Origin of the sequence: Streptomyces melanogenes, assembly GCF_014649795.1 — a bacterium.
Taxonomy (GTDB): domain Bacteria; phylum Actinomycetota; class Actinomycetes; order Streptomycetales; family Streptomycetaceae; genus Streptomyces; species Streptomyces noboritoensis.
In genome coordinates, this window is sequence record NZ_BMTS01000007.1 from 261,652 (window position 1) to 275,720 (window position 14,069).

General features: G+C 69.9%; 12 protein-coding genes and 1 pseudogene. 5 read left to right on the plus strand and 8 right to left on the minus strand.

Translation table 11 applies throughout. The annotated features are described in order from the left end of the window. Positions 1 to 119: 119 nt before the first annotated feature. Entirely contained in the window at positions 120 to 1,877 is a 1,758-nt protein-coding gene (locus IE252_RS17815; RefSeq protein WP_190090415.1) for a caspase family protein, read from the minus strand. After that, entirely contained in the window at positions 1,870 to 2,304 is a 435-nt protein-coding gene (locus tag IE252_RS17820; RefSeq protein WP_190090416.1) for a hypothetical protein, read from the minus strand. The genes IE252_RS17815 and IE252_RS17820 overlap by 8 nt, the downstream gene beginning before the upstream one ends. A gap of 253 nt (positions 2,305 to 2,557) precedes the next feature. Between IE252_RS17820 and IE252_RS17825 the strand changes: the two genes are divergently transcribed. Continuing rightward, complete coding sequence (locus IE252_RS17825; protein WP_190090417.1) at positions 2,558 to 4,186, plus strand: class I adenylate-forming enzyme family protein; 1,629 nt, start codon at positions 2,558 to 2,560, stop codon at positions 4,184 to 4,186. A 49-nt stretch (positions 4,187 to 4,235) separates the two neighbouring features. Here IE252_RS17825 and IE252_RS17830 read toward each other — a convergent pair whose 3' ends face one another. Continuing rightward, a complete protein-coding gene (locus tag IE252_RS17830) occupies positions 4,236 to 5,069 on the minus strand; it encodes an ABC transporter permease (protein WP_190090418.1) in 834 nt (277 codons plus the stop codon). Then, a complete protein-coding gene (locus tag IE252_RS17835) occupies positions 5,066 to 5,986 on the minus strand; it encodes an ATP-binding cassette domain-containing protein (RefSeq protein ID WP_190090419.1) in 921 nt (306 codons plus the stop codon). The genes IE252_RS17830 and IE252_RS17835 overlap by 4 nt, the downstream gene beginning before the upstream one ends. A gap of 226 nt (positions 5,987 to 6,212) precedes the next feature. On the opposite strand from IE252_RS17835, the gene IE252_RS17840 reads away from it, so the two are divergent. Both IE252_RS17840 and IE252_RS17845 read left to right on the plus strand, forming a co-directional pair. Then, complete coding sequence (locus IE252_RS17840) at positions 6,213 to 7,388, plus strand: sensor histidine kinase (protein ID WP_229848494.1); 1,176 nt, start codon at positions 6,213 to 6,215, stop codon at positions 7,386 to 7,388. Further along, positions 7,385 to 8,056, plus strand: coding sequence for a response regulator (locus IE252_RS17845; protein WP_190090420.1), 672 nt, complete (start codon positions 7,385 to 7,387; stop codon positions 8,054 to 8,056). Before IE252_RS17840 ends, IE252_RS17845 begins: the two co-directional genes overlap by 4 nt. 12 nt (positions 8,057 to 8,068) lie before the next feature. On the opposite strand, the gene IE252_RS17850 is transcribed toward IE252_RS17845, so the two are convergent. Beyond that, positions 8,069 to 8,731 (minus strand): response regulator, encoded by a 663-nt coding sequence (locus IE252_RS17850; RefSeq protein ID WP_190090421.1) that lies wholly within the window; start codon positions 8,729 to 8,731, stop codon positions 8,069 to 8,071. A 450-nt stretch (positions 8,732 to 9,181) separates the two neighbouring features. Next, positions 9,182 to 9,361: pseudogene (locus IE252_RS43985) on the minus strand (histidine kinase dimerization/phosphoacceptor domain-containing protein); the annotation flags it as partial. A gap of 893 nt (positions 9,362 to 10,254) precedes the next feature. Between IE252_RS43985 and IE252_RS17860 the strand changes: the two are divergent. Then, a complete protein-coding gene (locus IE252_RS17860; RefSeq protein ID WP_190090422.1) occupies positions 10,255 to 11,184 on the plus strand; it encodes a serine hydrolase domain-containing protein in 930 nt (309 codons plus the stop codon). A 111-nt stretch (positions 11,185 to 11,295) separates the two neighbouring features. Here the strand turns inward: IE252_RS17860 and IE252_RS17865 are convergent, their stop codons facing one another. Together IE252_RS17865 and IE252_RS17870 are read right to left on the minus strand one after the other, a co-directional pair. Beyond that, on the minus strand, positions 11,296 to 12,843 hold the full coding sequence (locus IE252_RS17865; protein WP_190090423.1) for a PH domain-containing protein: 1,548 nt from the start codon (positions 12,841 to 12,843) through the stop codon (positions 11,296 to 11,298). Continuing rightward, positions 12,840 to 13,340, minus strand: a complete 501-nt coding sequence (locus IE252_RS17870) for a PH domain-containing protein (protein ID WP_190090424.1) — start codon at positions 13,338 to 13,340, stop codon at positions 12,840 to 12,842. The genes IE252_RS17865 and IE252_RS17870 overlap by 4 nt, the downstream gene beginning before the upstream one ends. A 514-nt stretch (positions 13,341 to 13,854) precedes the next feature. Between IE252_RS17870 and IE252_RS17875 the strand changes: the two genes are divergently transcribed. Beyond that, positions 13,855 to 14,016, plus strand: coding sequence for a hypothetical protein (locus IE252_RS17875; RefSeq protein WP_190090425.1), 162 nt, complete (start codon positions 13,855 to 13,857; stop codon positions 14,014 to 14,016). The last annotated feature ends 53 nt before the right edge of the window (positions 14,017 to 14,069 follow it).

Here is a 14,069-nt window from a genome sequence, read left to right on the forward strand (position 1 = left end):
GCCGTAGAACAGGTTGCACCGCAGGAAACCGCCCATGTGCATCACTCCGTGCGGGGGGACTCGGCAAGAGGAGGGGCAACGCGCCCGTAGTGTGTCAGGTGGTCGTCAGCCGTGTTCCGCTACTCCTGGCGCGGGGGCTCCTCGGACGCGGCCCGTGGGCGGATGGTCCGGTCGATCTCGGAGCTGTAGCAGTGTTTGACCCGCCCGGTCGGCCAGAGGGTGCCCTGTGGGGTGCGGACGAGTACCCATTGTCCCGGGTGGGGCAGGCCCATGACCTCCACCGGGAGCGGGGCACCCGGGGGGAGGTGCGAAGGGCGTTTGGGTGTGCCGCTGAAGAAGCCCGACGGTAGCGCCAGCCGGTAGTCGTCGGACCACAGGTATGTACGCTCTTTCGCCGGAACCGTCACGGGCACCCCGACATCGGAGACGAAGGTGTAGGCAGGCTCGATGTATGTGTTGAGCCGCATGCGGCGGACGGGGAGCTCGGGGAGCTTGAGGAACCGCTGGAGGTGGGAGCGGACCCAGACCAGGGAGGTGGAGATGATCACGGACAACCCGCTCAGGAAGGCGAGGAAGAACGGGTAGGCGGGTACCTGGTCGGGGACGTGAGGAGTCATCACCCGCACGGCCATCACCACCGACGCGGCGAAGACGACCAGCGATCCCGCCAGCATCCAGGGCGTACGCGTGAGCCTGCGGTATTCCCGGTCGTGGGCCTTGAGGACGGTGTGGGTGGCATCGGTCTGGGTCGGCCGCGGTGTGGTGGGCCAGCTGCTGGTCACGCGTGCCTCTTCGAAGGCGTTGAGCTGCTCGGCCGGCCAGGTGACCGTCCCGGCGCCGTCCGGCAGGGTGAACCGCACGTCACCATCCAGGGTCGACGTACCGGTCAGCCGTGCCCGCTTGCGGCGGTATCCGAGCGGCCCGGCGGCGAACCACCACCCCCGGACCTCGCCTTCGCTCTCCGCCGCGAGGAGTGCGTCCCGGTACACGCTCAACGTTCCCCGCGAGCCGGGCAGCAGCACGTGCATGACCCCGGTGAAGTGGCATTCCATGGAAGGCTGTCCGCTCGGCCCCCGGGCGGGCGCGAACACGGGGCAGGTGTCCAGGGAGGCTTCCCCCGGAGGCTGCCCGGCCGCCTCGACCGTCCGCTCGACCGGCACCGGTCGCCGCGCCAGTGGTACGTCGCCGGTCGCTCTCTCCGCCTTCCAGCACGGCCGCTGCCCGCTACCGCGCGACTGGTCCTCCACGTACTGCCATACCTGGCGGGCCGTGACATAGCCGCCGCGCCCCGACGCTCCGTGCCGCAGCGCCGCGACGAGGTGGCCGGTGAACGGACTGGGCTCACCGTCCTTGAGTGCGTCCTTGGCGGCGCCGTGTGGTTCGCAGCTGCTCATGACGAACCGGCCGCGGCCCGCGAAGGGGGCTGCCATGTCGGGGCCCTTCGCGTCGGCCGCTCTGCCGCTGTAACAGCAGTCCAGGACGACGATGATCGCGCGTGCGGGGCAGTGGTCCATCCGATCGGTGAGGTAGGAATGGCGCACCGCACGCAGCCCCCTCCGTGTGAGCGTCGTGTCCCGTGTGCACAGGAAGAGCCGGTTGTCCATGTCGAGCTGGCCGTGGCCGCTGTAGTAGAGGAGCAACTGCTCCTCTCGCGTAGCCCCTTCGAAGAAGTCGTATATCGCCTCCTCGACTTCCTGGCTGGTGCGGTCGCGTAGCTCCGTCACCTGCCAGGGCAGTCCCACCTCGGGGTCGGTGAGGGCGGCGCCCAGCTCTCTGAGGTCGTTCGCCGGGCCTCGCAACGGGCCCAGCTCCGGTTCGTCCGGGAAGTCGGCGTTGCCGATGAGCAGGGCCCGGTACGGCGGTGGTGCCTCATCCAACGGAATCGCCGTCCGTCGACGGGTCGTCTGGCGTCGGCGGCGGTTGTTCCTCCCCTTCGCCACCATGGAATCTGGAGCGCAGCCAGTGCTCCACGGTTGCCTGGAGGGTGGCGTTGTCGCTGTTCCTGGTGGTGACCGTCACTTCGCCCTTGTCGCCGTTCTCTTCCCATTGGAGATGGACGCCGCGGTCACGGCTGTTCTTGAGCCAAGTCCCGATGACCGCCGCGACCCCGCCGACGGCCGCCGAGACGATCGTCAGGACCACGTCCGGCAGCCCGCCGCTCTTCGCACCCGGCTCACCGGCCGTGTGCCGCGTCTCCAAGGAGACTTCCCTGCCCAACTCCTCCAGGAGGAGGCCCACTTGGGAGAGCCACCTGGCGTCATCGGCATCGAAACGGTCACTGGTCGCCGTGATACGTACGTGCACCTTCTGCACCTGCACCACCCCCGACGGAGAGGGTACTGACGGGCGTGCGACTACGGGGCCGTTTCCCGGTGTTGCACTACCGTGCGAGCGCCCCACGACGAAGGGGCATGCCGGACCCGGCGCACAACCCGGCTGGGACCTCCCGGTCGGGCTTGGCAACCGCCCCATACCGGAACATAGCGCTCCAGTTGCCGATGGCTGAAGTTGTTCCCCGTGAGGCTACGGCCCCCGGGTGGCGTGCTTGCATGTATTCATGATCGTTAATTTGCAGGAAACATCGGGATCGCGGACCTACCTGGAGCACATCCTGGAGCACTGGCACCAGGACGACGACGCCGAGGCGCTCGTCCAGGGTGAGCTGCGGCTGACCCGCCGTCAGGCCCGGCAGCGGCTGTTCAGTCTGGGGCACGCGTTGCGGCGGCAGGGGCTCGTACCCGGTGATGGTGTGGGGTTGTTCCTGGCCAACCGGGTGGATTCCGTCCTGGTGCAGCTCGCCGTGCATCTGATCGGCTGCCGCGTGGTGTTCCTGCCGCCCGAGCCGGGGCCCGGTGAACTCGCCGCGCTGGTCGAGCAGTCGAACGCACGCGTTGTGGTGACCGATCCGGTGTTCGCGGCACGCGCCGCTGACGCGGCCGGCCGCAGTGCCCATGCACCGCTGCTGCTCAGTGTCGGTCCGTGTGAGCAGCGGTGTACGGATCTGCTGGCCGTGGCGGACGAGTGTCCCGTGACGCGTCCCGAGGGCGTGCCCGCCCCGGCTGCGGACGAGGCCGTCACCGTTTTGTATACCGGCGGCACCTTGGGCCGCCCCAAGCTCGCAGCCCACGGCCACCGGCTGTACGACGTGCTGACGGATGGCGTGGCGACCGACGGGCGCAACGGTCCCTCTACGGGTTTCTTCCCGGCCATGGACCCGCGTAAGGACCGGGTGCTCGTCTCCACGCTGCTCACGCACGCCAGCGGCCACCTCACGTCGCTTCAGGCGCTGGTGACGGGATGCGCTCTCGTCGTGCTGCCCGAGTTCGAAGCGGGCGCGGCCTTGGAGGTGCTGCGCGAGGAGCGGATCTCCGCCACCATGTTCGTCCCGCCCATGCTGTACGCGCTGCTCGACCACCCGCAGTGCGAGCCGGGGGCACTCCCCGCGCTGCGGCGGATCGTGGTCGGCGGCGCGGCCTCCTCGCCCAGCCGGCTCCAGCAGGTGGTCGAGATCTTCGGACCCGTGATCAGCCAGGGCTACGGGCAGTCGGAGGCGCTCGGCATCGCCGCGTTCGACGCGGAGGACTTCGCCGTGCAGGTGGCCCGCCGCCTCGAGCTCTGGCGCAGCTGCGGCCGCGCGATCTCCGACACCCGGATCGAGATCCGCGGCGAAGACGGTACGGCGGTACTGCCCGCCGGGCAGGTCGGCGAGGTGTGCGTGCGGGGCAAGACCGCGATGCTCGGCTACTACGAGGACCCGCAGCGCACCGCCGAGGCGTTCCACGGCGACTGGCTGCGCACCGGGGATCTGGGCTACCTCGACGCCGAGGGATACCTCTATCTCGTCGACCGGGCCAAGGACATCATCGTCACCGGCAGCACCAGCGACAACGTCTACTCCCGGGTCCTGGAGGACTTCCTGCTCACGCTGCCCGGCGTGCGCAACGCGGCGGCGCTGGGCGTGCCGGACGAGGAGTACGGGGAGGCGGTACAGATCTTCCTGGCCACGGCCGAGGGCGTGGATGTCGACCCGGACGCGGTCGGCGCCGCGGTGACCGCCGAGTTGGGGGACCTGTACACCCCCCGCAAGACGGTGCTGCTCGACCAGCTGCCGATGACCAAGGTCGGCAAGGTGGACAAGAAGGCGCTGCGCGCCGCGTGGACGAATATGGCCGTGGACACTCCGTAGGTTGTCGGCTGTGTCTCCGGGGCGAGATATGCGGCTCTCGCAGGCACGCTCACACGTCGCGGTGTCGTACGACGAGCACCGCGAGGGTGACTGTGACCAGTGGCCACAGGGCGTATACGATCCAGGCGCCAGGGAGCGTGGCGGTGTAGCCCAGGGATCCGGGATCCGGCTCCCACGTCTGGACCAGACGGGTCCAGGCGGCCGAAACCATCGCGTGTTTGACGTCCGCCGACCAGCGGTTGCTCTCCGAGAACATGGTGGGCAGCATCAGCAGGGTGAAGACGCCGGTGAGCATGGTCCCGGCGGCATGCCGGAGCAGAACGCCCAGGCCCAGACCGACCAGGGCGCACACCGGAGCCAGCAACGCGGATGCCACCAGCGGCCGGAGCACATCGGAGTGGGTGAGGGGAACGCCGGCGTCGTGGACGTCCAGGACGGCCTGGGAGACCAGGAAGGATCCGATGGAGGCGGCGGCGCCGACCGCGGTCCACAGCGCGGCGACGACGACCGCCTTGGCCAGTACCACCGCACCGCGGGAGGGGACGGCCACGGTGGTGGTGCGGATCAGCCCGCTGCTGTACTCGCTCACGACGGTGAGGGCGCCCATGCTGCCGGCGACGAGTATCAGCGTCAGATAACCGGTCGACGGGTAGGCGTCGTAGACCAGGAACTCACCGGGTTCGGAGCCCGCGGCCTTGTCGGCCAGTGCGGCCGCGGCGGCCGACCCGAGGACGAACAGGATGGTGAGTGCGAGGACCCACGGGGTGGAGCGCAGGGACCGTATTTTGATCCACTCGGCGGCGATCAGGTCCCGGAAGCGGGCGGGCGGCTCGGCGAGGGGCGTGGCCGAAGGGGTCGCGAGGGCGGAGGCGTGTGTGGTCATCGGGGCTGTCCTGCCTGGTATTCGACGCTGTCGGCGGTGAGTTGCATGAAGGCCTCCTCCAGGGAGGCGGTTCGGGTGGTCAGCTCGTTGAGCAGGATCCCGTTGTCGAAGGCGAGCGCGGCGATCCGGTCCGTCGGCAGTCCGGTCACGGTGAGTTTCTCGGTGCCCGCCGATCCCTCCGGCTCGACCGATGCGCCGGCCGCGCTCAGCACCGCCGTCAGCTCGGCCGCCTGCCGCGTGCCCACCACCACGCCGAGGCCGGTGCTGCGGGCCGCGAAGTCCCGTACCGACTCGGCGGCGATGAGCTTGCCCCGGCCGATGACGACGAGCTGGTCGGCGGTGTTCTCCATCTCCGACATGAGGTGGCTGGAGAGGAAGACCGTGCGGCCCTCGGCCGCGAGGCGCCGGAAGAGGCGGCGCATCCAGAGCACACCCTCCGGGTCCATGCCGTTGACCGGCTCGTCGAACATCAGCACCGGCGGGTCGCCGAGCAGGGCGGTGGCGATCCCCAGCCGCTGCTTCATACCGAGGGAGAAGCCGCCGATGCGGCGCCTCGCCGCAGCGGTGAGGCCCACCTCGTGCAGGACCTCCTCCACCCGGCGCCGGGAGATCCCGTTGCTGCGGGCCAGGGCTGCCAGGTGGGCCGCGGCGGTGCGTCCGCCGTGGACCTGGCCCGCGTCGAGAAGGGCGCCGACGTGACGCAGGCCGCGCGGGTGGCTGCGGAAGGGGACCCCGCTGACGGTGGCGGCGCCGCCGGTGGGCGCCTCCAGGCCGAGGATCATCCTCAAGGTGGTGGACTTGCCGGCTCCGTTGGGGCCGAGGAAGCCGGTGACCTGGCCCGGCCGCACGGTGAAGGACAGCTGGTCGACGACGGTCTTGCCGCCGTAGCGCTTGGTGAGTTCATTGACTTCGATCACATGGACAACCCTGCCGGGAGGGCCGCGTCCGGTCATGGGGCCGTGGGCGGCAATCGTGCGGCCGCATGCGCCCGTGGGTGTACGCCCACGGGCGCATGCGGCGGGGGCCGACGGCCGGATAACCTCGCGGGATGATCGACATACCGGCCACCCCGCTGCCCGCGCGCGTCGCGGGGCACGACCTTCCTCCCGGGTGGGCACACCGCTTCGAGAGGGCACACCGCCGATGACGAGAACGAAGGTCATGGCCTGCGTGGGGGGTGGGGTGTACCTCCTCGCGGTGGGTCTGCTCGTAGCAGGCGCGCCGCGGGCTTCGGGCACGGTCCACGGCATCGGGGCACTGCTGGCGGCGAGCCTGCTCGTCGGCGTCCTGCGCCGCACGCCGATCCTGGCCCTGGCCATGACGCTCCTGGGTTCCACGGCCGTGGTGGTGGGTCCCCCGAGCACGGCCCGTGTGGACCAGTCGGCTTCGTACCAGGGCCAGTTCCTGTCGTATCTGGCCGTCGACCTCGTCCTCGGCTTCATCGTCGCCACCCGCACCCGGCGGTCCTCGACGGTCGCCGCGGCCACCTCCCTCGTCGTCCAACTCCTCCTCGTCGGCGGCTTCGCGCACGGCGACGGCCTGGCCGTCAACCTCCTGATCGCCCTCCTGGCGATGGCCGCGGCCTGCACGGCCGGTCTGCTGAGCCGCGAGCGGCGCGAGCACGCGGTGCAACTGCGCGCGCAGGCAGTCGCGGAGGCCGTCGTCGCCGAACGGCTGCGGATCGCAAGGGAGTTGCACGACATGGTCGCGCACAGCATCGGGATCATCGCCATCCAGGCCGGGGTGGGAAGCCGGGTCATTGAGACGCAGCCCGAGGAGGCCCGCGAGGCACTGCGCGCCATCGAATCCACCAGCAGGGAGACCTTGTCGGGGCTGCGGCGCACCCTGGTCGCACTGCGTCGGACCGACCCGGACGCGGAGGTCTCGGGGCGGGCGCCGCACGCGCCTTCGCCCGGTCTGGCGGACCTGGAACGGCTGGCGGCGACGACGGCGGACGCCGGGGTGCGGGTCGACGTGAGCCGTGGCGGGCAACAGCGCCCGCTGCCGGCCGACATCGACCTGTCGGCCTACCGTATCGTCCAGGAGGCGCTGACCAACGTGGTCCGCCATGCGGGCACCGGGCGTTGCCGGGTGGCCATCGACTACGGAGACGAGGAACTGTCCGTGGAAATCGTCGATGACGGGCGCGGCGCCACCGAGGATGGCCCGGCCCACGGCTTCGGCATCGTCGGTATGCGCGAGCGGGTCGCTCTGCTGCACGGCCGCATCACTGCCGGGCCGCGTGCCGAGGGCGGCTTCCGGGTGGCGGCGCGGCTGCCCCTGCCCGTATCCGCCGCAGTTGGGGTGGAGGCCCGATGACCGGCGGTCCTGTACGGGTCCTGCTCGCCGACGACCAGCCCCTGGTGCGGTCCGGTCTGCGCGTGATCATGGCCGACCACCCCGACCTGGAGGTCGCCGGGGAGGCGTCCACCGGCGCCGAGGCGGTCCAACTGGTCGGGGACCTCGCCCCCGACGTCGTGGTGATGGACATCCGGATGCCGGGCATGGACGGGATCGAGGCCACGCGCCTGATCACCGCCGGCCCGACCGCGACCCGCGTCCTCATCCTGACCACCTTCGACGAGGACGACTACGTTTATGGCGCGCTGCGGGCCGGAGCGAGCGGCTTCATGCTCAAAGACATGGCGCTCGACGACATCCTCGCGGCGGTCCGCGTGGTCGCCGCCGGTGACGCGCTGATCGCGCCCGGTGTCACGCGCCGTCTGATCGCGGAGTTCGCCGGGCGCCCCGAAAGCGCCCCGACGCGCCCCCCGCGGCCGGTCGAGGGCATCACCGAGCGGGAACGTGAGGTCCTGGCGCTGGTCGGCCGCGGCCGGTCGAACACCGAGATAGCGGAGGACCTCTTCATCTCGGTGGCCACCGCCAAGTCGCACGTGTCGCGGCTGCTCACCAAATTGGGTGCGCGGGACCGGGTGCAGCTCGTGATCACCGTCTACGAGATGGGGCTCGTCACGCTGCCCGGCTGAAGGACAGGGGCATCAGGCGGTGACCAGGCCGGTGCGGTAGGCGAGGACCACGAGCTGGACCCGGTCGCGGGCGTCGAGTTTCGTCAGCAGATGGCCCACGTGCGACTTGGCGGTCCCGGTCCCGATGTGCAGCCGTTCGGCGATCTCACTGTTGGAGAGGCCTTCCGCGACGAGGGTGAGAACTTCACGCTCGCGTTTGGTGATCGCCTGCAGCAGGTCGGCTGCCGGTGGTGGCGAGGGTGTGGGGCGGGCGGCGAACTCCCCTATCAGGCGGCGGGTGATGCCGGGGGCGAGGAGCGCGTCGCCGGCGGCGATGACCCGGATGGCGGCGAGCAGCTCCAGCGGTGGTGTGTCCTTGAGTAGGAATCCACTGGCCCCGTGGCGCAGTGCTCCGTAGACGTACTCGTCCAGGTCGAAGGTGGTGAGCATGAGCACCCGTATGTCACTCGGTCCGGGTGGGCCGGTGGTGATCAGGCGCGTCGCCTCCAGACCGTCCATGTCGGGCATCCGGACGTCCATGAGGACGACGTCGGGCCGTTGGCGGCGGGCCAGTTCGACCGCCTGGATGCCTGTAACGGCTTCACCGACGACCGTCAGGTCGGGTGCCGTTTCGACGGTGCCGCACAGGCCGGCCCGGACGAGGGCCTGGTTGTCGGCGACCACCACCCGGATCATGCGGTGTTCTCCGTGGTCGAGGTCAGGGGCAGGTGGGCGGTGACCTGAGCCGTGCCCCGGCAGTGGACCGGCCTGGAGCCGGCCGCCGTAGAGGTGTACCCGCTCGCGCATGCCGATGAGGCCATGGCCGAGGGCGTGGCCGTCGGCGGCCAGGCAGCCCTGGCCGTAGTCGGTGATCTCGATGGCGAGTTCGTCCTCGCGGTAGTCGGGGGTGGCGCGGGCGGCGGTGGTGCCGGCGTGCTTCACGACGTTGGTGAGGGCTTCCTGCACGATCCGGTAGGCCGACAGTTCGATCCCGGCGGGCAGGTCACGGGGGCTGCCCGTGATCGTCAGATCGACTCGTACACCGGCTTTGGCGGTCTGTGCGAGGAGCCGGTCCACGTCGGCGAGCCGAGGGGCGGGGGCGAGCGCGGGAATCCCTGCCGTGCGGCAGGGATCCTCCGCGCGGAGCACACCGAGCAACTGCCGCATCTCCGTCAAGGTCTGTCGGCCGGTGGTCTCGATGGTGCTCAGTGCGGCGCGGGCCTCGGCGGGTCTGTCGCCGATGACCAGATGGCCGAAGCCGGCCTGGACGGTGATCACGCTCATGCTGTGCGCGACCACGTCATGGAGTTCCCGGGCGACCCGCATCCGTTCCTCGGCGACGCTTCGCCGGGCTCTGTCCAGCTCGGCTTCGGCCAGCCGGTAGCGGTGCCGCACGAGTTCCTCCGCGTACCCGCGGTGCTGGCCGACCGCGTACCCGGCCGTCCAGGCGGCGACGAAGGCGAGCGTGAAGGGGAAGGACGGCGCCCGGGTGGACCGGGAGCATCATCGCCGGCAGTACGGCCAGGGAGACGGCGAGCGCGGCGAGCGCGGCACTCCTACGGCATACGGCCGCCACCAGGTACAGGACGTAGGCCAGGGGCGACATCGCCATCTCGCCGAGCCCCGCCGTGACCGGAGTTGCCAGCAGCGCCGTCAGCAGTGCCCCGTACGCGGCGAGCAGGTGGCGCCGCCGGAGCGCGATGGGCAGGGCGACGAGCACGGTCCCGGCCAAGGCCAGTGGCAGACGGGACGCGCTCTGGTGGTGGGCCAACACGGACAGGACGAACAGGGCGTACACGGCGGCGGGCAGGCAGTCCAGCGCCAGCCAGTGGCCGGGACGCAGCCGTTTGCCCAGCGCGGGGGACGCGGCTCAGGGTCCATACGCCCACGGTAACGGCGTTCGCCGGGTGATTCATCAGCCCCGCGGCCTATGCCCGCAGGCATACGGCCGCTCCCGATCACGGCTGCGCGGGCCCGGAGGCAGAGCGCCGAAAGTGCCCTGCGGGCAGACGACTTCGCCGCCGTGCGCCCCGCAGCATGAGGGCACGGCGCGCTTGCCGGATGAGGCCGGAGACGAACACCGCCGTACCGCGAAAGGGGAGTATCGGATGCACCTGTTGGTAAGAGCGGTGGCAGCCGCCGGGGTCGCGCTCTGTGTCAGTGGCACGACGGCGGGAGGAACGGCCGTGCCGACCCCGTCGCGGCACGGGTTCCGGTGCGTGGTTGACAGCGCAGTCAAGCCGCCGGTCCCCGGCGCGATCCTCGACGTCACCGGGCCGCGCGGGCACTTCAACGGCGCGAGCGGAAGGTTCGCGTCGGGCGGCCGCGGTCTCCGGCCGACCGACACCTTCCGTACCGCGAGCCTGACCAAGACGTTCACCGCCGCCGTGGTCCTCAAGCTCGTCGAACAGCATGAGTTGCGGCTCGACGACCAGATCGGGAAGTACCTCGACACCACCCTGGTCAGTCGCGTGAACGTGACGGGCGGAGTCTCCTACGGCTCACGGATCACCGTCCGGCAGCTGCTGAACCACACCGCGGGCCTGTACGACTACGCCACCGACCCCCGATGGCAGCACGAGGTGCTCACCCACCCGCACAAGACCTGGGCGCCGCGGGAACTCGTGGAGTGGGCGATCACCAACGGCACGCCGTACTTCCGGCCCGGCGCGGGCTACCACTACTCCGACACCGGCTATGTCCTCGCCGGACTCATCGTCGAAAGGGTCACCGGCAAGCCGCTCGCGCACGCCTACCGCACCTTGATACTCGATCCACTGCGGATGAGGGACACCTACCTGGAGCGCTGGGAGAAGGCGCGCGGCGGCCCGCTGTCGCACCCCTACCTGGGCACCGTGGACACCCGCTCCTTCAACCCCACCTTCGACACCTTCGGCGGCGGTGGCCTCGTCTCCACCAGCGCCGACCTGACCACGTTCATGCGCGGCCTGTTCGGCGGCAGAGTGTTCCGGCACCCCGCGACCCTGCGCACCATGCTGGACACCACCCCGCAGAGCGGCAGGACCTATGGGCTCGGCATCCAGACCACCACCGGGGCCGACGGGGAGAAGTACTGGTTCCACACCGGCGCCTGGGGGCGTTCCAGATGTACTCGCCGGCCCACCGGATCTCCATCACCGGCACGGTGAACCAAGCGGCCCCTCCTCACCCACTTCTCCAGAACGCCTTCACCCTTGCCCTCGGCAGGCCGGTCCCGCCCTGCACCGCACCACGCGGGGTGCCGCCAGTTGGTCTGAGGGTCAGCCGCGTGGGGAGCGTTCGATGAAGGGGGCGAGCAGGTTCGGTACGGCCTCTTCGGCGTAGGTGAGTCCGACGCCGACGGATACGTCCCGCACCTTGTGGCAGCCGACACCCGCCGTGGTGGCGCCGATGGTGAGCAGCCCGTTGCGTCGCTGGAAGTAGGAGCGGGTGATGGTCCAGCCGATGACGCCGTCCCGTTGGAGGGCGACGGTGCGGCGGGCGAAGGTACCGGCACGGACGACGAGGTAGCGGTCGCGGATTCCGTGGCCGAGGGCACGGTAGGCGTCGTTGGCGAGGGCGATGACGACCGGTATACCGACGAGTGCCGTGATCCAGGCGGTGTGCACCAGGACGGGGGTGAGCCACAGCCCCAGGCCCAGCGGGATCGCGACGACGGGCGCGAGGACCAGCAGGCCGCGGTTGATGCGACGGCGCAGGGCCGCGCGGGAGTGCGGGACGAGCGCGGTCAGCTCCGTCGGAGACCGTTCCTCGGCGAGGAGGTCTGCGGCGACTCGCAGCGCCTCGTCCCGGGGCACGGGCGGGGTGAGGGAACAGCGGCTTCGGTTCTCGCTGCTGTTGCTGAGGCCGCCGGCTATGGCGCTCAGGCTGGCGCCGCCCGCCCAGCGCAGCAGCATCGGCTCGGCGACCTCGACGCCGCGCAGCCGACGCTCCTCGATGGTCACGGAGCGGGAGATGAGCAGTCCACGGCGGATGCGGAAGCTGCCGTCCTGCTCGCGCTCCAAGCGGTAGTTGGCCCAGGCGTCCACAAAGGTGGCGGTGGAGATCGCGGCGCCCGCGACGGCGGTGATCACGGCGGCGACGAGGACGCCGAACCACAGGGGTACGGAACCGAAGCGGTCCTCGATGTCTTTGACGACGCCGAGTTCGAGCGGGTCGACCTTCATCTCGTGCAGGATGCGGTAGGCCGTGCCGAGGCCGACGAAGACACTGCCGACGCCCCAGACGGTGAGCGGCGCGTAGCGCAGCCAGGCCCAGTCCATCTCGGCGATGGTGACGTCTTCGTCCTGGCCGGTGGCGCGGCCGCTGCCGCGGCTGTCGAGGAGGAGCCTGCGCAGTTCGCGCGCCTGATGCCTGGTGATGCCGTCGAGGGAGAGCTTGCGGCTGGAGGGCGAGCTCTGTTCGCCGGTGCCGATGCGCAGCGAGGTGAGGCCGAAGAGGCGGTGCGTCGGCTTGGCTTCGAGATCGACGCTGCGTATCCGGTCGACGGGGACGGAGCGGCGGCTTCGGAAGAGCAGGCCGGAGCGCAGTTCGACGCGGTCGCCGGTGACGCGGAAGCGGGTGGTCAGCAGCCGCATCGTGCTGATCCCGGTGACGACCAGGAAGGTGATCACCAGTGAGCCGAGCGAGATGAGGGCCTGGAGGTTGGCGCCGGTCGAGGCGACCGTGAGGGCGAACAGGGCGAGCGGCCCGGCGAGCATGCTCAGGTTGACCAACAGCAGTCTGGGGCTGAGCCTGCTCCACTCGGGGCCTGCGGCCGCGCCGTTGGAGGTCCCGGTGGCCTCCCGCGGTTCGGTGTCGTGGCTCATGTCGCGTCTCCCGGCGTGGCCTGGGTCGACTTGGTGAGGTGTTCGACCACGTCCCGCGCGGTCCGGTGGTCGATTCCCTTGATCTTCACGGTGCCGGAGTAGGAGGCGGTGGTGACGGTGATGCCGGAGAGACCGAAGAGCTGTTGGAGAGGCCCGCGCAGGGTGTCCACGGTCTGGATGCGGGACAGCGGTACGACCCGCCACTGCTGCCAGAGCCAGCCGGACGCCGCGTAGACGGCCTCGTCGGTGGTCTCCCAACGGTGCACCCGGTAGCGCCAGGTGGGCATGACGGCCATGTAGGCGAGGCCCGGTACGAGCGAGATCGCGAAGGCCCAGCCGAAGAACAGCCTGGCGGGCGGGATGGAGAGGGACAGCACGCCGAAGACGATCGGCAGGGGCAGGGCGAACAGCGCGGACTGAAGCGTCCACCAGCCCACTGCCCGGGCTTCGACACGATTGCGCGGAGGCCTGAGCCTGACGTCGTCGATGTGGTTCACCGCTTCACTCTAGTTCTGAGGCGATCTTGCACTCAAACCAGATCTGACGATCAGTCATATCGGTGTGTATTGGCGGAACTTGGGTGGTGTGCCGCCGTGTTGTTGATGGGTCCGGCAGAGCCGGTCATCCCCGAGTCTGATCCCCGCACTGTCAATCCCCCCGGAAGCGCGAACTATCAGGACGCAGCAGCCCAACGAACACGGAACTGGCATCCCGTCACAGCCCGGAGCAATTCGATGCAGCCACTATCCAGGTGAACGGCCTTTCAGTTGTGAAGAAAGTGGGCGCCCGCACCCCTACGATGGCTGAAACACTCCGCGTGGCCATCCAGTAACCAGCCAAACTTGGTGTGTAACCAGCCAGTATTGGCTCAATGTCGCCGCATCCTCTCGCGGGCGGCAATAACTGGACCTCCATATTCCATTCATTGGAATTTAGTCTCTTGATCACGGTCGTTTCTGTGTCATAGCCTCAAAGGGAAGTGCCAACGGCATCTACCTACGGAGGTAAACCATGGCAAGCTCCAATGACCGCGCCGCCGCCGACCTCGAATTCCCCGAGGTCGAGGTCCGCGTTTCCCCGGTAGCCGACCGGGCGCGCGCGACCTTCGCCAAGACCCACGCCCGTCCGAGCGTTCCGGACTTCGCGAAGCTGTTCGCCGACTCGGCGAAGTAGTCGGGGCGGCAAAGTAAGTTAGCACCGAGTTATGGGGTTCCGTGTGCATCGAG